The organism is Pseudomonas sp. SDO5215_S409 (genome assembly GCF_054071325.1).
Genome location: NZ_JBSVWN010000011.1, coordinates 89151 through 115600 on the forward strand (window position 1 = coordinate 89151; position 26450 = coordinate 115600).

The following is a 26450-nucleotide window of genomic DNA, read 5'->3' on the forward strand; positions in this document are numbered from 1 at the left end:
TTTTCTTAAAGCGACGAGTATTTCTTGCGCAGACGCTGACGGATCAGCTCCGCGAGGGTGTTCATGATGAAGGTGAACAGCAGCAGCACCAGGGCCGAGAGGAACAGCACGCGGTAGTGGCTACCGCCCACTTCCGACTCGGGCATCTCCACCGCCACGTTCGCCGCCAGCGTGCGCAGGCCTTCGAACAGGTTCATCTCCATCACCGGGGTGTTGCCGGTGGCCATCAGCACGATCATGGTTTCACCCACGGCGCGGCCCATGCCGATCATCAGCGCGGAGAAAATCCCCGGGCTGGCGGTGAGGATCACCACGCGGGTCATGGTCTGCCAGGCGGTGGCGCCCAGGGCCAGCGAGCCCAGGGTGAGGCCGCGCGGCACGCTGAACACGGCGTCTTCGGCGATGGAATAGATGTTGGGGATCACCGCAAACCCCATGGCCAGGCCCACGACCAGGGCGTTGCGCTGGTCGTAGGTGATGCCCAGGTCGTGGGAAATCCACAGGCGCATGTCGCCGCCAAAGAACCAGGTTTCCAGGTACGGGCTCATGTACAGCGAGAGCCAGCCTACAAACAGGATCACCGGGATCAGGATCGCGCTTTCCCAGCCGTCCGGCACCCGCAGGCGCAGCGACTCGGGCAGGCGGCTGAACACGAAACCGGCCACCAGGATGCCCACCGGCAACAGCAGCAACAGGCTGAAGATGCCCGGCAAGTGCCCTTCGACATACGGCGCCAGGAACAGGCCGGCGAAGAAGCCCAGGATCACCGTGGGCATGGCCTCCATCAATTCGATCACCGGCTTGACCTTGCGGCGCAGGCTCGGGGCCATGAAGTAGGCGGTGTAGATCGCTGCGGCAACCGCCAGCGGCGCGGCCAACAACATGGCGTAGAACGCCGCCTTGAGCGTGCCGAACGTCAACGGCGCCAGGCTCATCTTGGGCTCGAAGTCGGTGTTGGCGGCGGTCGATTGCCAGACGTATTTAGGCTCGTCGTAGTTTTCGTACCAGACCTTGCTCCACAACGCGCTCCAGGACACTTCCGGGTGCGGGTTGTCCAGCGCCAGCGGTTGCAGCTTGTCGCCCGCTTCGACAATCACACGGTTGGCGCGTGGCGACAGGCCAAACAGGCCCTTGCCTTCAACCACCTGGTCGACCAGCAGGGTGCGGTGCGCGGTGCTGTGAAACACACCGAACTTGCCGGAGGCGTCGAGGGCGGTGAAGCCTTTGCGCCGTTCTTCGGCGGTGATCTCAACGATGGGCGCAGTGCCCATCTGGAAGGTACGGATCTGTTTGAAACGCTGCTCGCCGTCCGGGTCGCGGGCCATGAACCACTGGGCCAGGCCGCCCTTGGAGTTACCGACGATCAGCGAGATACCGCCCACCAGCTGGGTGCTGGCGGTGATTTCGGCACCGGCGTCTTCCGAGAGTTTGTAGCGGCCATTGAGGCTCTTGTCGCGCAGGTTGAACACATCGGCCTGGGCACGCCCGTTGACCACGTACAGCCACTGCTGGCGCGGGTCGACGAATATGGCTTTGACCGGCTCGGTCATCTGCGGCAAGTCGATGCGCTTCTGCTCGGTGGTGACCTCGTCGGTCATCAGGTTTTCTTCACGGCTGATCGCCAGCACGTTCAGATGCGAGCCACTGGAACCGGCCACCACCAGCGACGAATCGGTGGCGTTCAATGCGACGTGTTCCAGCGGGCTGCCTTGCTCGTCGAGGGCGATAGGTGTTTCGCCGTAGGGGTATTCGATGGCCGGCGTAATGGTTTTCTTGCCGTCCGGGTAGGACACCTTATAGGTGTGGCGGAACACCAGGACCTGGCCATTGGACAGTCCCAGGATCACCAGCGGGCTGCCCGGTTGGTCCTTGCTGATCGACACCACGCTGGCACCGGCCGGCACCGGCAGGTCGATACGCTTGAGCTCGGCCCCGCTGTCCACATTAAAGAACAACGCCTGGCCCTTGTCGGAGAGCCGCATGGCGACCTGGTTCTGTTCTTCCATCGAGATCAACAGCGGCTTGCCCGCGTCCTGGATCCAGGCGGGCGTGAGCGCCTCGTCGCGGGTCAGGCTCGCGCCGTGGAACAGCGGTGCGACCACGTAGGCGAGAAAGAAGAAAATCAGGGTGATGGCGCCGAGAACGGCGAGGCCGCCGACCAGCACGTACCAGCGGGTCAGGCGGTCCTTGAGCGCACGAATGCGGCGCTTGCGTTGCAGCTCTGGCGTATTGAAATCAATGCGCTTGGGGGGAGAAGTCGTCGTCATGGTGGAATTGGCCAAATCATTCATGCGCACACCCTAGCGGTCCTGTATGACAGAAAGATGACAGTGCAGTGACGCACGAAATCCACCGCGTGCGGGGAGCGCAGCGGATTCGGAAAATTGGAGGCGAGGTCCGGGTCTGTGGACCCCGCCCTGGCCATGAACCTGAACAATGTCCAGGTTCACAGCGGCGTCGCAGAAGGCTTAGTTGCCTTCTTTCAGGCCCAGGTCAGCCAGTGCCTTGGCGGCGACTTTGGCTGGCAGCGGGATGTAACCGTCTTTGACGACCACTTCCTGACCCTGTTTGGACAGGACCAGTTTCACGAACTCGGCTTCCAGCGGGGCCAGAGGCTTGTTCGGGGCCTTGTTGACGTACACGTACAGGAAGCGCGACAGCGGGTATTTGCCGTTCAGGGCGTTTTCTTCACTGTCTTCGATGAAGTCAGTGCTGCCTTTCTTGGCCAGGGCCACGGTCTTCACGCTGGCGGTCTTGTAACCGATGCCCGAGTAACCGATGCCGTTCAGCGAGGAACTGATGGACTGAACCACCGACGCCGAACCCGGTTGCTCGTTCACGTTGGCCTTGTAGTCGCCTTTGCACAGGGCTTCTTCTTTGAAGTAGCCGTAGGTGCCCGATACCGAGTTACGACCGAACAGCTGCACCGGCTTGTTGGCCAGGTCGCCGGTCACACCCAGGTCGCCCCAGGTTTTCACGTCGGCCTTGGCGCCGCACAGGCGAGTCGAGGAGAAGATCGCGTCGACTTGTTCCATGGTCAGGTGCTGGATCGGGTTGTCCTTGTGCACAAACACGGCCAGCGCATCCACGGCCACCGGGATAGCGGTTGGCTTGTAGCCGTACTTCTGCTCGAAGGCCGCCAGTTCGGTGTCCTTCATCTTGCGGCTCATCGGGCCCAGGTTGGAGGTGCCTTCAGTCAACGCAGGGGGCGCAGTGGCGGAGCCTGCAGCCTGGATCTGGATGTTGACGTTCGGGTATTCCTTTTTATAGGACTCGGCCCACAGGGTCATCAGGTTAGCCAGGGTGTCAGAACCGACGCTGGACAGGTTGCCCGATACACCCGTGGTCTTGGTGTAAGCCGCAATCGCCGGGTCAACACCAGCGGCCACCGCGTGGGCAGTCGCAACGCCAGCGGCGACAAACGTCATTGCCGCCATCAAACGCTTCAGTTTCATGCCTTGCTCCTAGCAGATAGGGGTAGTGGGATCGGGGCCAAGTATCAGTAGGCCGTGTGAACACTCTATGTCCGTAATGTGACAATTAGATGAAAGGCCACTATTGGGAGAAAGCACGGAAACGACAGGAAATGTCCCGGAATACGGGACTTGCGCGGGATATGAGCGATGGGTGTTGCGCTATTTCAGAAATACTCTGTAACCGTTATATAAACATCGTGGTGTGGATTCCCGCGCAAAGCACGGGAACCCACCAGAAACCTACCGCCCTTTCTTCCACAAATACCCACCCACCAACATCCCCATCACGCACAGCACCGCCACGTAATACGCCGGGCCCATGGCGCTTTCCTTCATCAGCAGCGACACCACCAGCGGCGTCAGGCCGCCAAAGATCGCGTAGGCCACGTTGTAGGAAAACGACAGGCCGCTGAACCGCACCACGGCGGGGAATGCCTTGACCATCACGTAGGGCACCACGCCTACGGTGCCCACGAACAGGCCGGTCAGGGTGTAGAGCGGGAACAGCCAGTCGGGGTGCGCCGCCAGGCTGTGGTAGAGCGTCCACGAAGTGGCCAGCAACAGCGCGCAGCCCGCGATCAGTACGCGGCCGGCGCCGAAGCGGTCGGCCAGGGCGCCGGAGGCGATGCAGCCCAGGCTCAGGGTGACGATGGCCAGGCTGTTGGCCTGTAGCGATGCGGTCGGGCTGAAGTGGTAGACGGTCTGCAACAGGGTCGGGGTCATCAGGATGACGACGACGATACCGGCCGACAGCAACCAGGTCAGCAACATCGACAGCACGATGGCGCCGCGGTGGTCACGCACCACGGCGCGCAGCGGCAGTTCGGCGGCCAGCGCCTTGCGTTGCTGCATCTCGGCGAAAATCGGGGTTTCGTGCAACCAGCGGCGCAGGTACACCGACAGCAGGCCGAATACACCGCCCAGCAGGAACGGGATGCGCCAGGCGTAATCCACCACCTGCTCGGGGCTGTAGAGCGTGTTGATGGCCGTGGCCACCAGCGAACCCAACAGAATCCCGGCCGTCAGCCCGCTGGTGAGGGTGCCGCAGGCGTAGCCGATGTGCCGGGGCGGCACGTGTTCAGACACAAACACCCACGCGCCCGGCACTTCGCCGCCAATCGCCGCGCCCTGGATCACCCGCATCAGCAGCAACAGGATCGGCGCCCACAGGCCGATCTGCGCATACGTGGGCAACAGGCCCATGATCAGCGTCGGCACGGCCATCATGAAGATGCTCAACGTGAACATCTTCTTGCGCCCCAGCAGGTCGCCGAAGTGCGCCATCACAATCCCGCCCAGCGGCCGCGCCAGGTAACCGGCGGCAAAGATGCCAAAGGTCTGCAACATGCGCAGCCAGTCGGGCATGTCCAGGGGGAAGAACAGTTTTCCGACCACGGTGGCGAAAAACACAAAGATGATGAAGTCGTAGAACTCCAGCGCGCCGCCCAGGGCAGACAGCGACAGGGTTTTGTAGTCGTTGCGGGTCAGCGGGCGCGACGTGGGCGCGCTGCTTGCGGGCACGGAGGACATGGCAAGGCTTCTCTTGTTATCGGGGCGGCAGACGCATAACCCCGGCAAGTGCCGGGGTCGGTTGGGCACGATAACAAATCGCCTGCAAAAGCACAGCGTCGCTTAACGCCCGCGTTTCCACAGGTAGGCGCCCACCAGCATGCCCACCGCGCTCACCAGCGCCACATAGTAAGCCGGCCCCATCGGGCTTTCCTTGAGCAACAGCGAAACGAACACCGGGCTCAAGCCACCCAGCACCGCGTACGCCAGGTTGTAGGAAAATGACAGCCCGCTGAACCGCACCGCCGCCGGGAACCCTTTGACCATGACATACGGCGCGGTGGCCACGGTGCCCACGAACAGCCCCGTGAGGGTATACAACGGGAACAACCAGTCCGGATGGGCCGCCAGGCTCGCGTACAACGCCCAGCACAACACCAGCAGGCCCGCGCAACCAAACACCAGCACCCGGCCCGCGCCGATGCGGTCCGACAGCCAGCCAGCGACCACCACACCCACACTCAGGGCCAGGATGGCCAGGATATTGGCCTGCAGCGCGACCTTGGCCGGGAAGTGATACACCCCCTGCAACAGCGCGGGCGTCATCAAGATCACCACCACCACGCCGGCCGACAGCAGCCAGGTCAGCAGCACCGACAGCACGATCGACTCGCGATGTTCACGCAGCACTGCGCGCAACGGCACTTCGGCGGCCAGCGCCTTGCGTTGTTGCAGTTCGGCAAACACCGGGGTTTCGTGCAGCCAGCGGCGCAGGTACACCGACAACAGGCCAAACACCCCGCCCAGCAGGAACGGAATGCGCCAGGCGTAATCCGCCATCTGCTCCGGGGTGTAGAGGCTGTTCATGCTGGTCGCGACCAGCGAGCCGAGCAAAATCCCCAGGTTCAGGCCCACGGTCAGCACACCCACGGCATACCCGATGCGCTTGGCCGGCACGTGCTCGGCGACAAACACCCACGAACCCGGCACTTCACCGCCAATGGCGGCGCCCTGGATGATGCGCATCAACAGCAACAGCACCGGCGCCAGCAGGCCTACCTGGGCATACGTCGGCAGCAGACCGATGGCCAGGGTGGGCAACGCCATCAGGAAGATGCTCAGGGTAAACATCTTCTTGCGGCCCAGCAGGTCGCCAAAGTGCGCCATCACGATGCCGCCCAGTGGGCGGATCAGGTAACCGGCCGCGAAAATCCCGAAGGTCTGGATCAGGCGCATCCACTCGGGCATGTCCGGGGGGAAAAACAGCTTGCCCACCACCGCCGCAAAAAACACGAAGATGATGAAGTCATAGAACTCCAGCGCGCTGCCCAGGGCAGACAGCGACAGGGTTTTATAGTCGTTGCGGGTCAACGGGCGCACGGGTTGCGCGGTGCTTGCAGGCACGGAAGACATGGCGGGAAATCTCTGAAGAGGCGGTACTGACTCAGTAAACAGCCGATGCGTAGGAAATATTCCCGCAATCTGTAGTCAATTTAATACTGAGTGGAATCGGCGCAGGAACAGTTCCTTGAAAAAACCGCATTACAGCGGCGATTGTCGAGCAAATAAGCGCCTGCGAGGTCGTCGTGACGCCAGCGGCCCGATATACTCGGCCACTGCAAGCGCCAAACCCGCATGCTTGAGGGGCTACTGTGCCAAAGCGTCGCTGGGGGTCACCCCGCCGATTTCGCCGCGTTTCCCCTGAGTACGCCAGACGAGAAACGTAGCTCGCTTCGCGTGTTGGTGCTGAAACGTTTTTCCACAAAGACGGCTATCCACTTCAAACACCCATCAAGCGTCACGGGTCAGAGGCACCAGCATGATCGAACTCGAACAAGAAGATCCTATCCCGCAGGGCGACCTTGCCTTGCAAATCACCGCCCTCCCACGGGAAACCAACGGGTTTGGCGATATTTTCGGCGGTTGGCTGGTGTCCCAGATGGACCTCGCCGGCACCGCCATGGCCAGCAAAGTGGCCGGTGGCCGCGTGGCGACCGTGGCGATCGACCGCATGGCCTTCCTGGTCCCGGTGGCCGTGGGCGCGCAGTTGTCCTTTTATACCCAGGCGCTGGAAATCGGCCGCAGCTCGATCCAGATGATGGTCGAGGTATGGAGCGACGACCCGCTGTCCAGCGAATGGCGCAAGGTCACCGAAGCGGTGTTCGTGTTTGTCGCCATCGACGGCAGCGGCCGTACCCGCTCGGTTCCGCCACGCGCCCGTTAACCCAAGCCCCCTGAGAGCCTGCCCATGTCCGAACACACCGTTGAAACCCTCCAGCTGGGTGAACTGAGCGCCTGGCGCATCCGTCATGCCGGCGCCGAGCTGGTGGTGGCGCAGCAAGGCGCGCACATCGTCAGTTACCAGCGTGAGGGCGAGCAGCCGCTGATCTGGCCCAACGACGCGGTGGTGTTCAAAAAAGGCAAGGGCATCCGCACCGGCGTACCGGTGTGCTGGCCATGGTTTGGCGTGTTTGACCGCAACCCGCAAAGCGTGACAGCCATGCGCCAGGCTGACGAACCGGCAGGCGCCCACGGTTTTGTGCGCACGGCGGACTGGACCCTGGCCGCGGTCGAAAACGAAGGCGCGGCCCTGCGCGTCGATTTGGTGCTGACAGCGCCCGAAGGCGGCTACCCCGAGTGGCCCCATCAGGTGGACCTCACGCTCAGCCTGCTGCTGGACGATCAACTGCACATTCGCCTCACCAGCCACAACCGCGGCCACGAAACGGTGACGCTCAGCCAGGCGCTGCACACCTACTTCGCCGTGAGCGATGTGCGCAACGTGCAGGTCGAGGGTGTGGACGGGCTGGCGTACATCGACACCGCCGACGCCTGGAAAACCAAGACCCAAAGCGGCCTGCTGCACTTTACCGGCGAAACCGACCGCATTTACCCCGACACCCCGGCGCAGTTGAGCATTGTCGATAAGGCCTGGCAGCGCCGCATCCAGCTCACCAGCACCGGCTCGCGCTCGACCATCATCTGGAACCCCTGGACCGAGCGTGCCAAGGCGTTCAACGACATGGCCGATGACGGCTGGCAGGGGATGCTGTGCATCGAAACCGCGAACGTACTGGATGACGTGGTCAGCCTCGAGCCCGGCGCGCGCCACACCCTGGGCGTGAGCCTGGCCGCCATCGCGCTGTAGGCCGGCGCCTGCGAGAGCCGGGCCCTTAGAGGTCCGACTCTTTCACCACCCGCACTTTGCCCGCATCGAGCGCATACGCCGCATCGGCCAGGTCGTTGTTGACCTTCTCCACCTTCAACGTGCCGCTTACCCACAGCGGTGTGTAGATGTCATCGAGCTTGAGGCCCTTTGGGTAACGCACCAGCACCAGTTGATTGGGCGGCGGCGGCGGCACATGAATGCACGCGCCCGGGTACGGCACTAGAAAGAACAGCGTGCTGCGGCCCTTGGCGTCGGTTTCCAGCGGCACCGGGTAGCCGCCAATACGAATGTTCTTGCCGTTCATGGCCGCCACGGTCTTGGTCGAATACATCACCGCTGGCAAGCCCTTGCTTTGCTTCAAGCCCCCCTTGGCGGTAAAGGTGCCTTGGGCTTCCGGGGAGTTGTGGTCGATTTCCGGCATGGCTTCGAGGGCTTTCTGGTCTGATTCGGGCATCAGGTCCAGCCAGTCGGTTTCCGGCAGTTCGCCAGCATGGGCCAGGCTTGAGCCCAGCAAAAGGAGAGTCAACAGGAGACGGCGCATGAGGGGGCTCGGCAGGAAAAACAGTGCCGTATTCTAGCCCTCCGCGCCTGCGCCGCGCAGAGGGCTTGCGTGCTAAATCATTTCTTTTTCAGCACGCCGTAGAGCACCAGCAACACAATGGCGCCGATCAACGCGCCAAGGAACCCGGCCCCCTGGCCTGCCTGGTAAATGCCCAGCGCCTGGCCACCGTAAGTGGCCACGAGGGAACCTGCGATACCCAGCAGCACAGTCATGATAAAGCCCATGCTGTCATCGCCCGGTTTCAGGAAGCGCGCCAGCAGGCCGACGATAAAGCCGATAAAGATGGTTCCGATAATGCCCATGGCAGTGCCCTCAAAATGAAGTGAAGTCGCTCAAAGCCTAGTCAGGCTTTTGCTTCCTGCAATCAGAGGGTGGCGGATACCAATGGTTCCCGCCGCGCCTTGGGTTATTGCTCGGCGATCAGCGCTTGAACCTTGAGGATCTGCGCGTCCAGCGTCGCACGGTCGTGGCTGCGCAAATTGGCATGACCCACCTTGCGCCCCACCTTGAACGCCTTGCCGTAGTGGTGCAGGTGGCAGTCGTCGATGGCGATGACTTTTTCGACCGCAGGCACGGTGCCGATGAAGTTGAGCATGGCGCTCTCGCCGACCTTGGCCGTGGAACCCAGCGGCAAGCCCGCAACCGCCCGCAGGTGGTTTTCGAACTGGCTGCACTCGGCGCCTTCGGTGGTCCAGTGCCCGGAGTTGTGCACGCGCGGGGCGATTTCGTTGGCCTTGAGGCCACCGTCCACTTCAAAGAACTCGAACGCCATCACGCCCACGTAATCGAGTTGCTTGAGCACGCGGCTGGAATAGTCTTCGGCCAAGGCCTGCAACGGGTGGTCGGCGCTGGCCACCGACAGCTTGAGAATGCCGCTCTCGTGGGTGTTGTGCACCAACGGGTAGAAGCGCGTTTCGCCATCACGGGCGCGCACGGCAATCAGCGAGACTTCGCCGGTGAACGGCACGAAGCCTTCCAGCAGGCAAGCCACGCTGCCCAGCTCGGCAAAGGTGCCGACCACATCGGCGGCGGTGCGCAACACCTTTTGGCCCTTGCCGTCGTACCCCAGGGTGCGGGTTTTCAGCACGGCAGGCAGGCCGATGCTGGCCACCGCAGCGTCCAGGTCGGCCTGGGACTGGATGTCGGCGAAAGCCGGGGTCGGAATGCCCAGGTCCTTGAACATGCTCTTTTCGAACCAACGGTCGCGAGCGATGCGCAGGGCTTCGGCGCTGGGGTACACCGGCACGAACTGCGAGAGAAAGGCCACGGTTTCGGCCGGGACGCTCTCGAACTCGAAGGTCACCAGGTCCACTTCATCGGCCAGTTGGCGCAGGTGGTCCTGGTCGCCGTAATCGGCGCGCAAGTGTTCACCCAGGGCGGCCGCGCAAGCGTCCGGCGCCGGATCCAGGAACGCGAAGTTCATCCCCAGCGGCGTTCCCGCCAGGGCCAGCATGCGGCCCAGTTGGCCGCCACCGATTACACCGATTTTCATCAATCAACCTCAGGCGATGCGTGGGTCTGGATTGTCCAGCACGTTGTCCGTCTGCTCGGCGCGAAATTTCTTCAGGGCCGCGTGGAACTGCGGGTGCTTGGCCCCCAGGATGCTGGCGGACAACAGCGCGGCGTTGATCGCCCCCGCCTTGCCGATAGCCAGCGTGGCCACCGGAATACCGGCCGGCATCTGCACGATGGACAGCAGCGAGTCCACGCCCGAGAGCATCGACGATTGCACCGGCACGCCCAGCACCGGCAGGTGGGTCTTGGCGGCGCACATGCCCGGCAAGTGGGCCGCACCACCGGCACCGGCGATGATCACCTCGATGCCACGGGATTCAGCCTCATCGGCATACTGGAACAGCAAGTCCGGGGTGCGGTGGGCAGAAACCACCTTCACTTCAAAGGGAATGCCGAGTTTTTCCAGCATATCGGCGGTGTGGCTAAGGGTGGACCAATCGGACTTGGAGCCCATGATCACGCCAACCAATGCACTCATCGTCGTGCCTCTTCTCTCTGGGCGCCCGCAGGCGCGTCAAAAAACAACAAGCCACGCGGGAAATCCGGCGTGGCTTGGTGTACGAATAATGGCCGGTTGAGCCGGCCGAAGGCCGCGCAGTATACCGTAATAACGCAGATAAACAGCCCCTCGAATGACCATCTGTCTTATGCCTGAAAGCGGCCAATTTACTGACTTTCAAGTCAACCTGACGAGCCCTCCCGAGGCACGAAACATCAGCACCGCGACGATGAATACCGCTACTGCATTTGGCTATGGCTCCGACAGGCAATCGAAGGATCCGGCCCTATCGTGATCGGCATCACGCCGTGCGTGCATCGATAACCACAAGGACCGTCTCATGACTACATCGATTGACTACTATCGCTTCCTGCCCGAGCCTCACGCCATCCTCAGCCTGACACCGCCTGAAACGGCCGCGCTGTTGAAGGTACTGAACAAAAACGTCCTCTACACCCTCGGCAACATCCCCACCCGCCCGGTCAGCGCGCTGAGGCTGCTGATAGAGGTCCTCGAACCTTTTCTTAAAACACCCGAGCTGGAAAAGATTTTCTACGGCCCCCCGCCCTTCGTCACGCCGCAGCAGACCTTATATGAACTGTATAAGGAGCTCGCGCTGTTCAATACCCTGCCCGCCACCTACGACACTACGCGGGGGTTTTTCTACACCGTTGAAAACGGCGTCTTGAACATGCTGCCGGACGACTGCCAGACACGGCTGAGAGTCACCCTGCAGAACCTGCAGGGCATCGAGTTCTACCTCAGAGACCTTGCCGACTTCTGGCAGTCCAAGCACCTGCACAGCGACATGACCAATGGGCAATACGTCGCCCGGGCCTTTGCCGCCCGACTGCAGTGTGAAGCATTGCTCCGGCTGGCGGATGGCTCACTGGGCCTTGAGAGTGTGGCGCTGATCACCCTGCTGGCCTCGCCAGGGCACCTCTCTGGTTGCCACCTTTACCAACTGTCGATCAGAGATGAGCAATACCAGGCCGAGGTGCCTTTGTTTGGGGCTTTTGCCATCACCCGCAAGGCCGCAAGCGAGGTTGCCGGGCAAAATCCCTGCGTGCTGTATGTGCCGGGGCTCGAATTGCAAGCGTTTTACTCCCCCGCGTTGCTCAAAGCCCATGTCATAGCAGAGCTGGGCCCGGGCTCGCTCCACCGGGGGCTGCCGTGCATTGATCGAAACCAGCTGCAGCGTGTCGAAACCCTGGTAAAGCAGGGCCTGCACGATGGTCACCTCAGCCTGTCGCCGGTGGTGTTCAGCCAGTATTTCTACGCCGATGTGATGCTTTCACTGGTCAACATGCAACGAAGAAACGTCAGGCACGCGTGGGCCTGGGCGCAACCTCAGTCCGGCAAGCCAGCCTACTGGACGAACCAAATCATCGAGACGGCGTCCGACCTCAGGTCAGTGATGACCTTTGAAACAACCGTGCAAAAACACGCGGCGCCGGCCATCGCCGCATTCGAGAAAACACAGCCCCCCAAACCGGCACCCGCCGCACTTCCGACAGCGCCAAAGCCCATCAACTTGACGGTGTACATTCACGATGACCTGAAAAACAGCGCGCGATTAGCAATCGCGCGCCATGCGTTTTTTTCCTGGCTGGAAACGGAACTTGAAGAGGTATCCGGTCGCAAGGTTTCCATCACGTTCATCCAGCCTGACGGTACTTGCGCACTGACCGGTTTCAACTACAAAGGTGATTACGTACAAGTGCTCGCCGCCTGGAAGGAACGTGTTGTCGAGCACTTGAACAAGACGGCCTCATCCTATTCGCCGCTGGATCTATTCCTGCTGCTGACCCGCGACAACATCAGCGACACCGTCGCCGGCATGGCGCATCTTTACAGCAGTTTCGCCGTTGCAGCGACTACGTACCATCGAGCTGCCGCCCACGAAGTCGGGCATATGCTCGGTGCAGTGCATGAAGACGGCGACAATGTTTTCAACGGCTGGTGGAACGAAACGGTGATGAAAGATAAGGACGTATTCTCCTTTCTGAGGGGTAATGCCTACCGCTTCAGCGATAAGAACCGCAACAACATTCGCACCTACCTCAGCCAATTTGATTAACGTGCGAGGGTGAAGGGTTGCTGCGGGCGGGCTTCGCCCTTGTCAACTGGCGGGGCTCGCCGCGCCGCCTTCCAGCTTGCGCCATAACAGCCGCACATTCGCCTTGCGCACCAGCGCGCAGCGGTACAGGCGAATCTCCAGCGGCACATGCCACTGCGCGCCGCCGCACACCACCAGCTCACCGCGCGCCAGTTCGGCGCGCACGCTGAGCCTGGGCACCCAGGCGATTCCCAGGCCCTCCAGCGCCATGCTTTTGAGGCTGTCGGCCATCGCGGTTTCATAAATAGTGGTGAACCGAAGCGCCCGCTGGCGCAGCAACAGGTTGACCGAACGGCCCAGAAAGGCCCCCGCGCTGTAGGCCAGCAGTGGCACACTGCCCTCGCCCTCCAGGTCGAACAGCGGCTTGCCTTCGGCATCGGCCGCGCACACGGGGAGCATTTCGGTGTGGCCCAGGTGCAGCGAGGGGAAGATCTCGGCGTCCATCTGCAACGCCGCATCGGGGTCGTAGAAGGCCAGCATCAAGTCGCAACCGCCCTCGCGCAGCGCGTGCACGGCGTCGCCCACGTTGGTGGCCACCAGCCGCGTGGCGATGTTCAAGCCATCGTTGCGCAACTGGGCAATCCAGCGCGGGAAGAAGCCCAGCGCCAGCGAATGCGCCGCCGCCACCTGGATCACTTCCCCCTGCCCGCCTTCCAGGTGATGCAGGTGGCGCACCACCTCGCCCAGCTGTTCGACCACGGTACGCGCCGTCACCAGAAACAACTGCCCCGCGGCGGTCAGTTCCACCGGCGTGCGTGAGCGATTGACCAGGGTCAGCCCCAGCGCCGCCTCCAGGCTGCGGATCCGGCGGCTGAACGCCGGCTGGGTCACGAAGCGCCGCTCTGCCGCTTGCGAGAAGCTGCGGGTCGCCGCCAGGGCGCTGAAGTCTTCCAGCCATTTACTTTCAAGGTTCATCCCATCCTCCCGGGCGTGCACCTTTTTGGTACACACGCCCGCCATGATAACCGGGTCACACCCACATTATGCCGTTTATGCATAGGTCAGTGCTGAACAGCATTGGCCCAAAATTTTGTGAAAGCCTAGGATTCACAGCGTTCCGGCCAGTTCCGGGTCCCTATCGAGATGATTTCTATCATGTCCTCCGCTGCATCTTTCCGCACAGAAAAAGACCTGCTTGGCGTACTCGACGTACCGGCTCAAGCGTATTACGGCATCCAGACCCTGCGAGCCGTGAATAACTTCCGTCTCTCCGGCGTTCCGATTTCGCATTACCCCAAACTGGTGGTCGGTCTGGCCATGGTCAAGCAAGCGGCGGCCGACGCCAACCGCGAGCTGGGCCAACTCAGCGAAGCCAAGCACGCGGCCATCAGCGAGGCCTGTGCCCGCCTGATTCGCGGCGATTTCCACGAAGAGTTCGTGGTGGACATGATTCAAGGCGGCGCCGGCACTTCAACCAACATGAATGCCAACGAAGTGATCGCCAACATCGCGCTGGAGGCCATGGGCCACCAGAAAGGCGAATACCAGTACCTGCACCCCAACAACGACGTGAACATGGCGCAGTCCACCAACGACGCCTACCCCACCGCGATCCGCCTGGGCTTGCTGCTGGGCCACGACGCGTTGCTGGCCAGCCTGGACAGCCTGATCCAGTCCTTCGCAGCCAAGGGTGAAGAATTCGCCCACGTCCTGAAAATGGGCCGCACCCAGCTGCAAGACGCCGTGCCGATGACCCTCGGCCAAGAATTCCGTGCGTTCGCCACCACCCTGGGTGAAGACCTGGCCCGCCTGAAAACCCTGGCGCCAGAGCTGCTCACCGAAGTGAACCTGGGCGGCACCGCCATCGGCACCGGCATCAACGCCGACCCGCGCTACCAAGCCCTGGCCGTCCAGCGCCTGGCGGTCATCAGCGGCCAGCCGGTTGTTCCGGCAGCCGACCTGATCGAAGCCACCTCCGACATGGGCGCCTTCGTGCTGTTCTCCGGCATGCTCAAGCGCACCGCGGTCAAACTGTCGAAGATCTGCAACGACCTGCGCCTGCTGTCCAGCGGCCCGCGTACCGGCATCAACGAGATCAACCTGCCCGCCCGCCAGCCTGGCAGCTCGATCATGCCCGGCAAGGTCAACCCGGTGATCCCCGAAGCGGTCAACCAAGTGGCCTTCCAGGTGATCGGCAACGACCTGGCGCTGACCATGGCGGCCGAAGGCGGCCAGCTGCAACTGAACGTGATGGAGCCGTTGATCGCCTTCAAGATCTTCGACTCGATCCGCCTGCTGCAACGCGCCATGGACATGCTGCGCGAGCACTGCATCACCGGCATCACCGCCAACGAAGCCCGCTGCCGCGAGCTGGTGGAGCACTCCATCGGCCTGGTCACCGCGCTCAACCCCTACATCGGCTATGAAAACGCCACCCGCATCGCCCGTATCGCCCTTGAAAGCGGCCGTGGCGTGCTGGAACTGGTGCGCGAAGAAGGCTTGCTCGACGACGCCATGCTCGACGACATCCTGCGCCCCGAAAACATGATCGCCCCGCGCCTGGTCCCCCTGAAAGCCTAAGCGCCGCTGCACCGCTCACCAGGTTGAGGGACTAGACACCTCTCACCTTTTGAGGGCTTGAAGGCCAGTCCTTCAAGCCCTTTTTTTTGCCGCAAGGTTGTGAAATGAAACCGATAAAACAACAACAATCGCCTCGTGCCCACCCCCTCGAAGCTCAAATCCCGGGCAGACGGATCACGCGTGCATAGGTATAGTGCCGCCCCTCTTCGCATCAGCGGCCATCGGTAACGAGGCGCAGATCCGCGAAACCGCATGAATAACAACACCCGCAAAAGGAACGGGATCGAACTGTCGTGCACTGCCTGGTGCCATACGACGGTGCGGACCGTCCTGCGTTTGCCATTAAAAAATCAGCGAGGAACATTCCATGCTCGAAGTCATTAACGACTTCCTCTCCGGGAAAGTACTGATCGTACTTATTGTCGGGCTCGGCGGTTATTTCACGATTCGTTCGCGTTTCGTTCAGTTGCGTCACTTTTTCCACATGTTCGCGGTGTTTCGCGACAGCCTCAAAAACAGCTCCGACCAGCTCAGCTCGTTCCAGGCGCTGATGCTCAGCCTCGCCGGGCGCGTGGGTGCCGGTAACATCGCGGGTGTCGGCATCGCCGTGACCTTGGGTGGCCCGGGCGCTGTGTTCTGGATGTGGGTCACCGCGTTGGTGGGCATGTCGTCGAGCTTTATCGAGTGCGCCTTGGGCCAGCTCTACAAGCGCACCGACAGCGAAGGCCAGTTCCGTGGTGGCCCGGCCTATTACATCCAGCACGGCCTGCAAAAACGCTGGCTGGGCATGGTGATCGCCTTCCTGTTGCTGGTGACCTTCGGCCTGGCCTTCAACGGCCTGCAAGCCCACGCCGTGACGCACTCGCTCAACAGCGCCTTTGGCCTGGACACCACCTACACCGGCCTGGCGCTGGCCGTACTGCTGGGCCTGGTGTTCATCGGCGGGATCAAGCGCATCGCCTCGATCGCCGACCTGCTGGTGCCGATCAAGACCCTGGTGTACATCGCCGTGACCCTCTACGTGATCGTGCTGCAGTTCGACCACGTGCCGGCCATGCTCGCCACCATCGTCAAGAGCGCCTTCGGTCTGGACCAGGCCTTCGGTGGCCTGGTGGGCAGCGCCATCATCATGGGCGTGAAACGCGGCGTGTTCGCCAACGAAGCCGGTTTGGGCAGTGCGCCTAACGTCGCGGCCGTGGCAGCCGTGGAACACCCGGTGGCACAAGGCGTGGTGCAAGCGTTCAGCGTGTTCCTGGACACCTTCATCATCTGCACCTGCACCGCGCTGCTGATCCTGCTGTCGGGCTTCTACACCCCGGGTTTCGAAGGCGACGGCATTGCCCTCACCCAGAACTCCCTGGCGGCCGTGGTGGGTGACTGGGGCCGCATGTTCATCTCCGTGGCCCTGGCGTTATTCGTGTTCACCTCGATCATGTACAACTACTACCTGGGCGAGAGCAACCTGCGCTTTCTGGTGGGCAACAACCGCAAGATGCTGATGGCGTACCGCGCCTTGGTGCTGGCGCTGATTTTCTGGGGCTCCATCGAAAACCTCAGCACCGTGTTCGCCTTCGCCGACATCACCATGACCCTGCTGGCGTTCGTCAACCTGTTCGCCCTGGCGTTCCTGTTCAAGATCGCCATGCGCATCCTGAACGACTACGACAAGCAGCGCGCGGCAGGCATCAAGGTGCCGGTGTTCGATTCAAGCCAGTTCCCCGACCTGAACCTGGACCGCAGCGCCTGGCCGGCCAACCCGGCAACGCCGCAAGCAGCGGCCTCCGCTGAACTGCACGCCCAAGCGCAACGCTAAGGGCAGATGACACACCGCGTGGCCTTGGGCATGCTCGGGGGCACGCGGTGTTTTTCGTTCAGGAGAGTCTTCAATGCCCCCATCAAATAACGTCATGGTGCTCTACACCGGCGGCACCATCGGCATGCAGGCCAGCGCCGGTGGCCTGGCGCCCGCCTCGGGCTTCGACACGCGGATGCGTGAATTCCTTGCCAGCCAACCTCAACTTGCAGTGCCTGCCTGGCGCTTTCGGGAAATGTCGCCGCTGATCGACAGCGCCAACATGAACCCCGCCTACTGGCAGCGCCTGCGCGTGGCGGTGGTCGAGGCGGTGGACGCAGGTTGCGACGCTGTACTGATCCTGCACGGCACCGACACCCTGGCCTACAGCGCGGCGGCCATGAGCTTCCAGTTGCTGGGCCTGCCGGTGCCCGTGGTGTTCACCGGCTCCATGTTGCCGGCCGGCGTACCCGACAGCGATGCCTGGGAAAACGTCAGCGGCGCGCTGTTGGCATTGGGCGAAGGCCTGGCGCCGGGCGTGCAGCTGTACTTTCACGGCGCACTGATGGCACCGACCCGCTGCGCGAAGATCCGCAGTTTCGGGCGCCACCCGTTCGCCGCCCTGCAACGCAGCAGCGGCGCGGCCAAGGCCGAGTCGGTCCCCGACACGCTGAACTACCGTCACGCCAAGGCGCTGGCCAAGGTCGGCGTACTGCCCTTGGTGCCGGGCATTGGTGCAGAGCAGGTCGACGCCATGGTCAACAGCGGCCTTCAGGCACTGGTGCTCGAATGCTTTGGCAGCGGCACCGGCCCCAGCGACAACCCCGCGTTTCTCGCCAGCCTCGCCCGTGCGCAGGCACAAAGCGTGGTGGTGGTGGCTATCACCCAATGCCATGAAGGCGGCGTGGAGCTGGACGTGTACGAAGCGGGCAGCCGCCTGCGCGGCGTGGGGGTGTTGTCCGGGGGTGGCATGACCCGCGAAGCCGCGTTCGGCAAGCTCAACGCGCTGCTCGGCGCCGGGCTCGACACCGCGCAAGTGCGCCACCTGGTGGAACGGGACCTGTGCGGCGAACTGTACTGACCGGCATGTAACTTGCTCCCCTTCCAGCCATCCCCTGGCTGGAAGCCCCCCATGCTGCATTCCCACCTCACCACCCTCAATGCCGTCTCGCTGGTGCTCGACACCTTCAAGGCCCAAGGCTTGCCCCAGGAGGCCTTGCTGGCGGGCAGTGGCATCTGCCACGCGGACTTGAGCCGCGCCGACACCCGCATCACCACCACCCAGGAAATGCGCGTATGCGCCAATGCGGTGGCGTTGCGCGAGGACATCGGCCTGGAACTGGGGCGCAAGATGCACGTGTCGTCCTACGGCATGCTGGGTTACGCCCTGCTCACCAGTGCCACCTTTGGTGACGCTTTGCGCCTGGCCCTGCGGTATCCGGCGCTGTTGGGAACACTGTTTGAACTGAGCCTTGAAGACGAGGGCGAGCGTGTGTGGTTCACCGCCAGCGATTACCGCGAAGCGCCCGCGCTCAAAGCCTTTAATGTCGAGCTGTGCCTGGTGTCGCTCAAAGTCATCTGCGACGACCTGCTGCGCCAGCCCCTGCCCTTGCTTGGCGCCCGCTTTGAACACGCAGCGCCCGACTACCAGGCGCACTACGCCGAACCCTTCGACTGCCCGCTGCAATTTGCAGCGGGCGCCAATGCCTTCGCCTTCGACCGCCACTGGCTCGCGCACCCCTTGCCGCTGGCCGACCCCATCACCCACCAGGCCATGGCGCAACGCTGCCGCAAACAAAACACCGAATTCACCGGGCGCCAGGCCTGGCTGGGCCGCGTGCGCCAACTGCTCGGTGCGCAACTGAGCGCCGCACCGGGGCTGGACGGGCTGGCCGCGCAGATGAACTGTTCGACGCGCACATTGCGCCGCCACCTGCATGACCTGGGGTGCAGCTACCAGGAGCTGCTGGACGAACTGCGCTTCGAGCGGGCCAAGCAGTTGCTGGGGCAGGACCAGGTGCCCATCTACCGCATCGCCGAACAACTGGGCTTCAGCGAAACCGCAAGCTTTCGCCACGCGTTCGTGCGCTGGAGCGGCGTGGCCCCCAGCCAGTTTCGCGCCTGATCCCTTGGCGTCATCGGGCTAAAACACCGCGCAGGCGTTGAATGGGGCGAATAACGGACACAGTCTTTGGCCAGATCCATCCCCTTTTGGCCGCTCCTGCCGTTCTCTTAAACCCCGCCCGCCGCAAGACTGCATCCACCGATACAGCCTGCGGAGAACACCACATGTTGACGATCTATTCAGACGATCACCACCTGCACCACGGCCGCTGCGAATTGATGGACGGGCAACTGATGCCCTGCTTTGAAATGCCCTCCCGGGCCGACCATGTGCTGCAACGGATCAAGGACCGCGCGCTGGGCCCGGTGCGCGCCCCCGAGGACTTTGGCCTGGCGCCCCTGCAACGCGTGCACGACGCCGCTTACCTGGAGTTCTTCAAAGGCGCCTGGGCCCGCTGGACGGCCTTTAACACCGACGGCGACCTGCTCCCCTACACCTGGCCCGCCCGCACCCTGCGCCGGGTATTGCCCACCAGCCTGCACGGCCAGCTGGGTTATTACAGCTTCGACGGCGGCGCGCCGATCACCGCTGGCACCTGGCAAGCGGCGTACAGCGCGGCCCAAGTCGCCCTCACCGCCCAGCACGCCATGCAGCAGGGCGCCCACAGCGCCTTCGCCCTGTGCCGCCCGCCGGGGCATCACGCCGCCAGTGACCTGATGGGCGGTTATTGCTACCTCAACAACGCCGCCATCGCCGCCCAGGCCTTTCTCGACCAGGGCCAGCGCAAGGTTGCGATCCTCGACGTGGACTACCACCACGGCAACGGCACCCAGTCGATTTTCTATGGGCGCAGCGACGTGCTCTTCACCTCGATCCATGGCCACCCGGAGGCGGAATTCCCGTTCTTTTTGGGCTACGCCGACGAACGGGGCGAAGGCCCGGGCGAGGGGTTCAACTTCAACTATCCTCTGCCCGCCGGTTCAGGCTGGCAGGCCTGGAGCGCCGCGCTGGAGCAAGCCTGCACGGAGATCGACGCCTACGGTGCCGACGTCATCGTCGTCTCCCTGGGCGTGGACACGTTCAAGGACGACCCCATCTCCCAGTTCAAGCTCGACAGCCCCGACTACCTGGCCATGGGCCAACGCATCGCCCGCCTCGGCAAGCCCACGCTGTTTGTGATGGAAGGCGGTTATGCGGTGGAAGAAATCGGCATCAATGCCGTCAACGTCCTCGAAGGTTTCGAAAAAGAAGGTATCGCCCCATGAAGAGCCTCGCCGCCCTGGCCTTGTGCACCGCCGTGATCAGCGGTGCGGCCCACGCCGAACCCAAGCCCCTCAAGGTCTACAACTGGTTCGACTACATCACCCCCAAGGCGCTGGAGGATTTCAAGGCGCAGAACCCGGGCATCCCGCTGGTCTACGACATCTTCGACACCAACGAAGCGCTGGAAGCCAAGCTGCTCACCGGCAACTCGGGCTACGACGTGGTGGTGCCGTCCAACGTGTTCCTGGCCAAGCAGATCGAAGCCGGTGTGTTCCAGCCGCTGGACCGCAGCCGCCTGCCCAACTGGAACCACCTGGACCCCAAGCTGATGAAGCTGATCGAGGCCAACGACCCCGGCAACCAATTCGCCGTGCCCTACATGTACGGCACCATCCTGATCGGCTTCAACCCGGCCAAGGTCAAGGCCGCGCTGGGTGACAACGCCCCGGTGGACAGCTGGGACCTGATCTTCAACGAAGCCAACATCAGCCAGCTCAAGCAGTGCGGCGTGGCACTGCTGGACTCGCCCTCGGAGATTCTGCCGCTGGCCCTGCAACACCTCGGCCTGGATCCCAACAGCAGCAACCCCAAGGACTACGCAAAAGCCCAGGCGCTGCTGCTCAAGATCCGCCCCTACATCACCTACTTCCACTCCTCCAAGTACATGGCCGACATCGCCAACGGCGACATCTGCGTGGCCGTGGGGTATTCGGGCAGCTTTTCCCAGGCTGCCAACCGCGCCAAAGACGCCAAGAACGGCGTGGTGGTAGACATGCGCCTGCCCAAGGAGGGCGCGCCGATCTGGTTTGACATGCTCGCCGTGCCCAAGGGCGCGCAAAACCCGCAAGACGCCTACACCTTCATCAACTACCTGCTGCAACCCGGCGTGATCGCCCCCATCAGTGACTTTGTGGGCTACCCCAACCCCAACAAAGACGCCACGAGCCTGGTGGACCCTGCGATCCGCAACAACCCCAACCTGTACCCCACCGAGGCGGCCATGGCCACGCTCTACACCTTGAAACCCCTGAACCGTGACGCCGAGCGCGCCCGCACCCGGGCCTGGACCAAGATCAAGTCCGGCACCTGACTGGGGCGGTTTCAGTCGCCGCAGGCCCCTCACTGGGCGCCAGTGGCGCCTGCCACGCCGCCCTCAAGCGCTGCAGTGCCTGGGCGATCGCCGCTTCGGGCACCGCGGCAAACCCCAGTACCAGGCCTGCGCGCTGGTCGGCCGGGGTGCTGGAGTCCGGCAGCCAATAGGTGCTCAGCCCCGTGACTTCCACCTCGGCGGCGCGGGCCTGGGCGAGTAGCTGCTGCTCGCGCGCCAGGCTGTCCACGCGCACCGCCACGTGCAACCCCGCGGCCACGGCGGGCAGCACGCCGACCCCGTCCAGGCCTTGCGGCCAGCCCGCCAGCAAGGCATTGCGCCGACTCAAGGCCGCCCGGCGCATACGCCGGATGTGCCGCTGGAAGTGCCCGGCGGCCATGAACTCGGCCATCACCGCCTGGGTGCTGGCTTCGGAATGGCGCACGTCCACGGCGCGGCGCCGGGCGAAGGCGTCTACCAGGCCGGGCGGCAACACCAGGTAACCCAGGCGCAACGCGGGAAAGGCCACCTTGCCAAAGGTGCCCACGTAGAGCACGCGACCGCTGCGGTCCAGCGCGGCCAACGGGGCCAGGGGCGCGCCGCTGTAGCGGTACTCGCCGTCGTAGTCGTCCTCGACGATCCAGCCGCCCGTGCGCTCGGCCCAGGCCAGCAGTTCCAGGCGCCGCGCCAGGCTCATCACCACGCCCAACGGGTATTGATGGGAGGGGGTCACATACGCCAGCCGACACGGGCCCAGGGCATTCATGGCGTGGCAGTCGATGCCTTCGTTGTCCACCGCCACACCGTGCAGCCGCGCCCCGGCAATCGCGAAGGCATGGCCTGCAGCGCGGTAGCCGGGATTTTCGATGGCCACCCCGTCGCCGGGCGCCACCAGCAACTGTGCACAAAGGCTGATGGCTTGCTGCGCGCCACTGGTGATCACAATTTGTTCAGCGCTGCACTGCAAGCCTCGCGAGCTGCGCAAATAAGCCGCGATAAGGCCGCGCAGGCGTTCGTCACCGGCGGGGTCGCCGTAGCACAGCTGCCCCAGGTCCGGGTTGCGCCAAAAGGCCGCATTCAGCTTGGCCCACACGTCAAACGGGAACAGATCGAACGCAGGCACGCCCACGCGAAACGCCCGGGGCGGGCCGCTGGGCGGCAGGGGCAAATGGTGGTTTTGTACCCGTCCCAAGGCCGGGCTGTGGATAACTTCACCGGGCGAACTGCCTTCAGGATTCGCCGCAAATGTGGATAAGGCTGTGGACAAGCCTGTTGAAAACCCTGTGGACACTTTTGTGGATAGTTTTCCCGCAGCGGGCAAGTGGGCTACGTAAGTGCCATCACCAACCCGCCCTTCGATAAACCCTTCGGCATACAACTGGTCGTAGGCGCGGACCACGCTGTTGCGCGAGATCGACAACGCCGTCGCCAGGTCGCGGCTGGCGGGCAGGCGCGTGCCGCTGGCCAGGCGCCCGTCCAGTACCCGCTGGCGCAGGGCTTCGTAGAGCTGGCGGGTAAGGCCCTGGCGGCGATCCAGTTCAATACCGGCGGGGTTGAACGACAGCGGCGCAGTGATTGGCGACATGATTGGACCCATGAAATTGGTCTGAGATGGCTCTTACAACCGACCATTAGCCTGCCTAGGATGCAGGCATTCGCCAAGGAAAATATCCATGTACACACCCCGCGCCTTTGCCCTCGATGATTTGCCCGAACTGCAACAACTGATGCAGCACACGCGCCTGGCGCAGTTGGTGACCATGGGCGATCAAGGCCTGATGGCCAGCCATTTGCCGCTGCTGCTCAACCCCGACGAAGGCCCTAATGGCACGCTCTACGGGCACTTGGCCAAGGCCAACCCCCAGTGGCATGACCTGCAAAACGGGCGTGAGGCCCTGGTGATCTTTGCGGGGGCCGAGGCCTACGTCAGCCCGGCGTTCTACCCGGCCAAGGCCGAGCACGGCAAAGTCGTGCCCACCTGGAACTACATCGCCGTGCACGCCTACGGCGAGGCAGACGTGTTCACCGACCCCGAGCGCCTGTTGCAGGTGGTCAACGCCCTCACCGACCGCCACGAAGCCGGCCGCTCCCAGCCGTGGAAGGTCAGCGACGCCCCGGCGGACTACATTGAAGGCATGCTCAAGGCCATCGTCGGTTTCGCCCTGCCGATCGCCCGCCTGCAAGGCAAACGCAAACTCAGCCAGAACCGCAGCCCGGCCGACATCGCCGGCGTGCGCGAAGGCCTGGCCGCCAGCGCCGACGTGCGCGACCAGACCCTCGCCCGGTTCATCCTCTAAGGAGCTTCACCATGAGTCCGATCGAGATCCGCCCGGTCACCGCCGCCGACAAAGCCGCCTGGTCGGCATTGTGGCAAGCGTATTTGACGTTCTACGAAACCGAACTGCCCGACGCCGTCACCCAGAGCACCTGGCAGCGCCTGCTGGACGAGCGCGAGCCGACCCATTCGGCGCTGGCCTGGCAGGCGGGCAAGGCGGTGGGCATGGTCAACTTTATCTACCACCGCACCAACTGGAGCATCGAGAATGCGTGCTACCTGCAAGACTTGCTGGTGGACCCGTCCCAGCGCGGCACTGGCGTGGGGCGCAAGCTCATCGAGTTCGTCTACGCCACCGCCAAGGCGGACGGCTGCGCCAAGGTGCACTGGCTGACCCACGAAACCAACGCCACGGCGATCCAGCTGTACGAGCGCATCGCCGAGCGCCCGGGCTTCATTCAATTTCGCAAGACCCCCCTTTAAGGAGCCCACCATGACTCAATCCCTCGCCGACTGGAAAGGCGTGCCCGCACCCACCGTCCAACTGATTGAAGGGCGCTTCATCCGCCTGGAAAAACTCGACCCGGCACGCCATGCCGACGACCTGTTCCAGGCCCTCCAAGGCCCCGGCGCCGACCCGAAACTGTGGGACTACCTGCCTTATGGGCCGTTTCCTGAGCGCGCTGCCTTTAATGACTGGCTGAACCACCACGCGGCCAGCAGCGACCCGTATTTTTTCAGCGTGATCGACCGCGCGAGCGGCCAGGTGCAGGGCATCCTGAGCCTGATGTCTATCGTGGCCAAGGAAGGCCGCATCGAAATCGGCCACGTCACCTTTGGCGCACCGATGCAGCGCTCGCCCAAAAGCACCGAGGCGGTATACCTGCTCGCCAAACACGCCTTTGAACAGGGCAACCGCCGCCTGGAATGGAAATGCAACAACGCCAACGCCCGCTCCAAATACGCGGCCGAGCGGCTAGGGTTCAGCTTTGAAGGGGTGTTCCGCCAGCACGCGGTGGTAAAAGGCCAAAACCGGGACACGGCGTGGTACTCGATGCTGGATTCTGAATGGCCAGCGATCGGCGCGGGATTCGAGCGCTGGTTGGCGGATGAGAACCAGGCGGGGTCGGGGCAGGTGAAAAGCTTGGCGCAGTGCCGGGCCTAAATTCCCCAAAAGAGCCCAAGCGAAACTTGCTCGCGATAACGTTTTACCTGTCGCAAAGTGACTGAACGTGCCCCGTTGCGAGCAAGCGATGCTTAGGGCTTAAACAGGATTGACGAGATCAACATTAAGGTCGGCCAAGCGACGTAAACCGCTGCGCAGGATCACAAGACTATCCGGCTCGGACATGAACCATGCGAAAGACCCCCAAGCCAAACCCGACATTGTCTTCTTATATCCAGTACTTTCCCGATCCGCATAGGCGGTGACAAAAGCAACTTGGGACCGGTCAAAACCGCCTTTGTCCGTGATTGCGTACAAGGCGTCTTGCCTGCGCGGAGTGATAGCGCCGTCAGTGGCCACAACTTCCACAAACACTATTAATGGTTCCGCAGGCCCCAAATCCACCAAAATCAAATCTGGCAAGTCTTTATGAGCTTGAATATCCAAGCCGATAGAGGTGGCGAGTTTGATATCTGGATGGGCTGTTTTATTACCCGACTCACTAAGCCATATCACACCGGGCGCCTCCAAGAACTTCGCAGTAAAAACCTCTACAACGGCTTTTGAAATATCAGAGCTTGGGCCTGCGACAAGTCGCCGAGTATCTCCATTTGGATAAACAACCAAAACACCGTCCTTACTAGCCGTACCAGCACGCATAAGCGAAACACGGGCCCTCGCGCTCCGGGAAAGGTGTTTTTCCTGCCATTCCAAAATGGCAGCGTCTAGTGCACCGCCAACAAGCAACGGATCAAATAATGCTGCCAAATCTTTTTTCAATGCATAGCGCGGAGCCCCCGATGTTGTAGGCACTCCTACCTTTTCAATTACCGCGCCGACGACTTGCAAGCCCTCTCGCAAAGTTTCATCACGAATAGGTTCCCGCGTATTATCGGCATACCAGCGATTACCTGGGACTTGAAACGATTTTTTGCGCAAATTTGTTCGATAGCTCAGGCGAGCCTCTTCACTGAAGTCTTGTGCTTGGGCATCCGTCATCCGGTAAACGTGCACAGGCCCCAGCCAAATATCAGCCCCCTCCACAGCGCCAATATAAATCATCGGAAAAACCGTACTGGCAGTAATTTCTCGCGTGCAATAAGTACGATTGGGCGTACCTTCCGGAAAAATGAGCGGTAGCCGCTCAGCAATCAGCGATCTTGAAACGTACGGTGGGAGCACAGGTTTATCCTTAAAAAAGTTTCGCGCACGCAACTTCGATTGCAGCCTTTGAGCCACCAGACTCGACTAACTGAGTTAACTCAAACAACGCAGACGGAGCAGGCAGAGGAAGCGACTCTAGCTCATAAGCCGATACAGCAACTGAACCACTCACACATCGGAAAGCGTGATCCGCAGCACCGCTATTCAGAAACGCCGCCAATACTGGGGCACTCACAGAGGGAGTGTCTGTGATAGGCCGAACCATATTTA

The 26450-nt window shown here is 62.6% G+C and carries 23 protein-coding genes; 12 read left to right on the forward strand and 11 right to left on the reverse strand.

Annotation, left to right across the window (positions count from 1 at the left end; all coding sequences use genetic code 11):
• Window positions 1-5: 5 nt before the first annotated feature.
• The 4 genes from ACW9H9_RS08810 to ACW9H9_RS08825 form a co-directional block, all read right to left on the reverse strand.
• A complete protein-coding gene (locus ACW9H9_RS08810; RefSeq protein WP_457342764.1) occupies window positions 6-2291 on the reverse strand; it encodes an ABC transporter permease subunit in 2286 nt (761 codons plus the stop codon).
• A 177-nt stretch (window positions 2292-2468) separates the two neighbouring features.
• On the reverse strand, window positions 2469-3455 hold the full coding sequence (locus ACW9H9_RS08815) for a phosphate ABC transporter substrate-binding protein PstS (protein WP_457342765.1): 987 nt from the start codon (window positions 3453-3455) through the stop codon (window positions 2469-2471).
• Between the two features lie 261 nt (window positions 3456-3716).
• A complete protein-coding gene (locus ACW9H9_RS08820) occupies window positions 3717-5006 on the reverse strand; it encodes an MFS transporter (protein ID WP_457342766.1) in 1290 nt (429 codons plus the stop codon).
• Window positions 5007-5108: 102 nt separating this feature from the next.
• Window positions 5109-6398: an MFS transporter gene (locus tag ACW9H9_RS08825; protein ID WP_457342767.1), complete on the reverse strand. Its 1290-nt coding sequence runs from the start codon at window positions 6396-6398 to the stop codon at window positions 5109-5111.
• A gap of 406 nt (window positions 6399-6804) precedes the next feature.
• Here ACW9H9_RS08825 and ACW9H9_RS08830 point away from each other — a divergent pair, with 406 nt between their 5' ends.
• Complete coding sequence (locus tag ACW9H9_RS08830; RefSeq protein ID WP_003177184.1) at window positions 6805-7209, forward strand: acyl-CoA thioesterase; 405 nt, start codon at window positions 6805-6807, stop codon at window positions 7207-7209.
• Between the two features lie 24 nt (window positions 7210-7233).
• Window positions 7234-8133, forward strand: coding sequence for a D-hexose-6-phosphate mutarotase (locus tag ACW9H9_RS08835; RefSeq protein ID WP_457342768.1), 900 nt, complete (start codon window positions 7234-7236; stop codon window positions 8131-8133).
• A 25-nt stretch (window positions 8134-8158) separates the two neighbouring features.
• Here ACW9H9_RS08835 and ACW9H9_RS08840 read toward each other — a convergent pair whose 3' ends face one another.
• From ACW9H9_RS08840 to purE, 4 genes are all read right to left on the reverse strand, one after another.
• Complete coding sequence (locus ACW9H9_RS08840) at window positions 8159-8695, reverse strand: DUF3299 domain-containing protein (protein WP_457342769.1); 537 nt, start codon at window positions 8693-8695, stop codon at window positions 8159-8161.
• A gap of 77 nt (window positions 8696-8772) precedes the next feature.
• Complete coding sequence (locus ACW9H9_RS08845; RefSeq protein ID WP_457342770.1) at window positions 8773-9018, reverse strand: GlsB/YeaQ/YmgE family stress response membrane protein; 246 nt, start codon at window positions 9016-9018, stop codon at window positions 8773-8775.
• Window positions 9019-9122: 104 nt separating this feature from the next.
• Window positions 9123-10208: a 5-(carboxyamino)imidazole ribonucleotide synthase gene (locus tag ACW9H9_RS08850; RefSeq protein ID WP_457342771.1), complete on the reverse strand. Its 1086-nt coding sequence runs from the start codon at window positions 10206-10208 to the stop codon at window positions 9123-9125.
• A 9-nt stretch (window positions 10209-10217) separates the two neighbouring features.
• A complete protein-coding gene (gene purE, locus ACW9H9_RS08855; protein WP_457342772.1) occupies window positions 10218-10709 on the reverse strand; it encodes a 5-(carboxyamino)imidazole ribonucleotide mutase in 492 nt (163 codons plus the stop codon).
• 361 nt (window positions 10710-11070) lie between these two features.
• Between purE and ACW9H9_RS08860 the strand changes: the two genes are divergently transcribed.
• Window positions 11071-12810: a hypothetical protein gene (locus ACW9H9_RS08860; RefSeq protein ID WP_457342773.1), complete on the forward strand. Its 1740-nt coding sequence runs from the start codon at window positions 11071-11073 to the stop codon at window positions 12808-12810.
• A gap of 42 nt (window positions 12811-12852) precedes the next feature.
• On the opposite strand, the gene ACW9H9_RS08865 is transcribed toward ACW9H9_RS08860, so the two are convergent.
• A complete protein-coding gene (locus ACW9H9_RS08865; protein WP_457342774.1) occupies window positions 12853-13764 on the reverse strand; it encodes a LysR substrate-binding domain-containing protein in 912 nt (303 codons plus the stop codon).
• Window positions 13765-13944: 180 nt separating this feature from the next.
• Between ACW9H9_RS08865 and aspA the strand changes: the two genes are divergently transcribed.
• The 6 genes from aspA to ACW9H9_RS08895 all read left to right on the forward strand — a co-directional run bounded on the left by aspA (window position 13945) and on the right by ACW9H9_RS08895 (window position 21579).
• Window positions 13945-15369, forward strand: coding sequence for an aspartate ammonia-lyase (gene aspA / locus ACW9H9_RS08870; protein WP_457342775.1), 1425 nt, complete (start codon window positions 13945-13947; stop codon window positions 15367-15369).
• 367 nt (window positions 15370-15736) lie between these two features.
• Window positions 15737-17182, forward strand: a complete 1446-nt coding sequence (locus tag ACW9H9_RS08875) for an alanine/glycine:cation symporter family protein (RefSeq protein WP_457342776.1) — start codon at window positions 15737-15739, stop codon at window positions 17180-17182.
• A 73-nt stretch (window positions 17183-17255) separates the two neighbouring features.
• Window positions 17256-18242 (forward strand): asparaginase, encoded by a 987-nt coding sequence (locus ACW9H9_RS08880; protein WP_457342777.1) that lies wholly within the window; start codon window positions 17256-17258, stop codon window positions 18240-18242.
• A 51-nt stretch (window positions 18243-18293) separates the two neighbouring features.
• Window positions 18294-19286 (forward strand): AraC family transcriptional regulator, encoded by a 993-nt coding sequence (locus ACW9H9_RS08885; protein WP_457342778.1) that lies wholly within the window; start codon window positions 18294-18296, stop codon window positions 19284-19286.
• A 164-nt stretch (window positions 19287-19450) separates the two neighbouring features.
• Entirely contained in the window at window positions 19451-20491 is a 1041-nt protein-coding gene (locus ACW9H9_RS08890; protein WP_457342779.1) for a histone deacetylase family protein, read from the forward strand.
• On the forward strand, window positions 20488-21579 hold the full coding sequence (locus tag ACW9H9_RS08895) for a polyamine ABC transporter substrate-binding protein (RefSeq protein ID WP_457342780.1): 1092 nt from the start codon (window positions 20488-20490) through the stop codon (window positions 21577-21579). The genes ACW9H9_RS08890 and ACW9H9_RS08895 overlap by 4 nt, the downstream gene beginning before the upstream one ends.
• Here ACW9H9_RS08895 and pdxR read toward each other — a convergent pair.
• The gene (pdxR, locus tag ACW9H9_RS08900; RefSeq protein ID WP_457342781.1) at window positions 21563-23161 is read right to left on the reverse strand and encodes a MocR-like pyridoxine biosynthesis transcription factor PdxR; all 1599 of its coding nucleotides are present in this window, start codon (window positions 23159-23161) and stop codon (window positions 21563-21565) included. The genes ACW9H9_RS08895 and pdxR overlap by 17 nt on opposite strands.
• An 88-nt stretch (window positions 23162-23249) precedes the next feature.
• Between pdxR and ACW9H9_RS08905 the strand changes: the two genes are divergently transcribed.
• Genes ACW9H9_RS08905 through ACW9H9_RS08915 form a run of 3 tightly spaced genes read left to right on the forward strand, consistent with a single transcriptional unit; the run spans window position 23250 to window position 25016 of the window.
• Window positions 23250-23873: an FMN-binding negative transcriptional regulator gene (locus tag ACW9H9_RS08905; RefSeq protein ID WP_457342782.1), complete on the forward strand. Its 624-nt coding sequence runs from the start codon at window positions 23250-23252 to the stop codon at window positions 23871-23873.
• A gap of 11 nt (window positions 23874-23884) precedes the next feature.
• On the forward strand, window positions 23885-24334 hold the full coding sequence (locus tag ACW9H9_RS08910) for an N-acetyltransferase family protein (protein ID WP_457342783.1): 450 nt from the start codon (window positions 23885-23887) through the stop codon (window positions 24332-24334).
• 10 nt (window positions 24335-24344) lie between these two features.
• The gene (locus ACW9H9_RS08915; protein ID WP_457342784.1) at window positions 24345-25016 is read left to right on the forward strand and encodes a GNAT family N-acetyltransferase; all 672 of its coding nucleotides are present in this window, start codon (window positions 24345-24347) and stop codon (window positions 25014-25016) included.
• A 99-nt stretch (window positions 25017-25115) separates the two neighbouring features.
• Here ACW9H9_RS08915 and ACW9H9_RS08920 read toward each other — a convergent pair whose 3' ends face one another.
• Complete coding sequence (locus tag ACW9H9_RS08920; RefSeq protein ID WP_457342785.1) at window positions 25116-26198, reverse strand: BsuBI/PstI family type II restriction endonuclease; 1083 nt, start codon at window positions 26196-26198, stop codon at window positions 25116-25118.
• Window positions 26199-26450: the final 252 nt, after the last annotated feature.

Coding starts and splice junctions, on each gene's coding strand:
- purE (WP_457342772.1), bottom strand. CDS start 10,709: ATGAGTGCATTGGTTGGCGTGATCATGGGCTCCAAGTCCGATTGGTCC.
- ACW9H9_RS08815 (WP_457342765.1), bottom strand. CDS start 3,455: ATGAAACTGAAGCGTTTGATGGCGGCAATGACGTTTGTCGCCGCTGGC.
- ACW9H9_RS08865 (WP_457342774.1), bottom strand. CDS start 13,764: ATGAACCTTGAAAGTAAATGGCTGGAAGACTTCAGCGCCCTGGCGGCG.
- ACW9H9_RS08825 (WP_457342767.1), bottom strand. CDS start 6,398: ATGTCTTCCGTGCCTGCAAGCACCGCGCAACCCGTGCGCCCGTTGACC.
- ACW9H9_RS08820 (WP_457342766.1), bottom strand. CDS start 5,006: ATGTCCTCCGTGCCCGCAAGCAGCGCGCCCACGTCGCGCCCGCTGACC.
- ACW9H9_RS08840 (WP_457342769.1), bottom strand. CDS start 8,695: ATGCGCCGTCTCCTGTTGACTCTCCTTTTGCTGGGCTCAAGCCTGGCC.
- ACW9H9_RS08830 (WP_003177184.1), top strand. CDS start 6,805: ATGATCGAACTCGAACAAGAAGATCCTATCCCGCAGGGCGACCTTGCC.
- ACW9H9_RS08810 (WP_457342764.1), bottom strand. CDS start 2,291: ATGAATGATTTGGCCAATTCCACCATGACGACGACTTCTCCCCCCAAG.
- ACW9H9_RS08875 (WP_457342776.1), top strand. CDS start 15,737: ATGCTCGAAGTCATTAACGACTTCCTCTCCGGGAAAGTACTGATCGTA.
- ACW9H9_RS08910 (WP_457342783.1), top strand. CDS start 23,885: ATGAGTCCGATCGAGATCCGCCCGGTCACCGCCGCCGACAAAGCCGCC.
- ACW9H9_RS08880 (WP_457342777.1), top strand. CDS start 17,256: ATGCCCCCATCAAATAACGTCATGGTGCTCTACACCGGCGGCACCATC.
- ACW9H9_RS08915 (WP_457342784.1), top strand. CDS start 24,345: ATGACTCAATCCCTCGCCGACTGGAAAGGCGTGCCCGCACCCACCGTC.
- ACW9H9_RS08860 (WP_457342773.1), top strand. CDS start 11,071: ATGACTACATCGATTGACTACTATCGCTTCCTGCCCGAGCCTCACGCC.
- ACW9H9_RS08835 (WP_457342768.1), top strand. CDS start 7,234: ATGTCCGAACACACCGTTGAAACCCTCCAGCTGGGTGAACTGAGCGCC.
- pdxR (WP_457342781.1), bottom strand. CDS start 23,161: ATGTCGCCAATCACTGCGCCGCTGTCGTTCAACCCCGCCGGTATTGAA.
- ACW9H9_RS08905 (WP_457342782.1), top strand. CDS start 23,250: ATGTACACACCCCGCGCCTTTGCCCTCGATGATTTGCCCGAACTGCAA.
- ACW9H9_RS08850 (WP_457342771.1), bottom strand. CDS start 10,208: ATGAAAATCGGTGTAATCGGTGGCGGCCAACTGGGCCGCATGCTGGCC.
- ACW9H9_RS08885 (WP_457342778.1), top strand. CDS start 18,294: ATGCTGCATTCCCACCTCACCACCCTCAATGCCGTCTCGCTGGTGCTC.
- aspA (WP_457342775.1), top strand. CDS start 13,945: ATGTCCTCCGCTGCATCTTTCCGCACAGAAAAAGACCTGCTTGGCGTA.
- ACW9H9_RS08845 (WP_457342770.1), bottom strand. CDS start 9,018: ATGGGCATTATCGGAACCATCTTTATCGGCTTTATCGTCGGCCTGCTG.
- ACW9H9_RS08895 (WP_457342780.1), top strand. CDS start 20,488: ATGAAGAGCCTCGCCGCCCTGGCCTTGTGCACCGCCGTGATCAGCGGT.
- ACW9H9_RS08890 (WP_457342779.1), top strand. CDS start 19,451: ATGTTGACGATCTATTCAGACGATCACCACCTGCACCACGGCCGCTGC.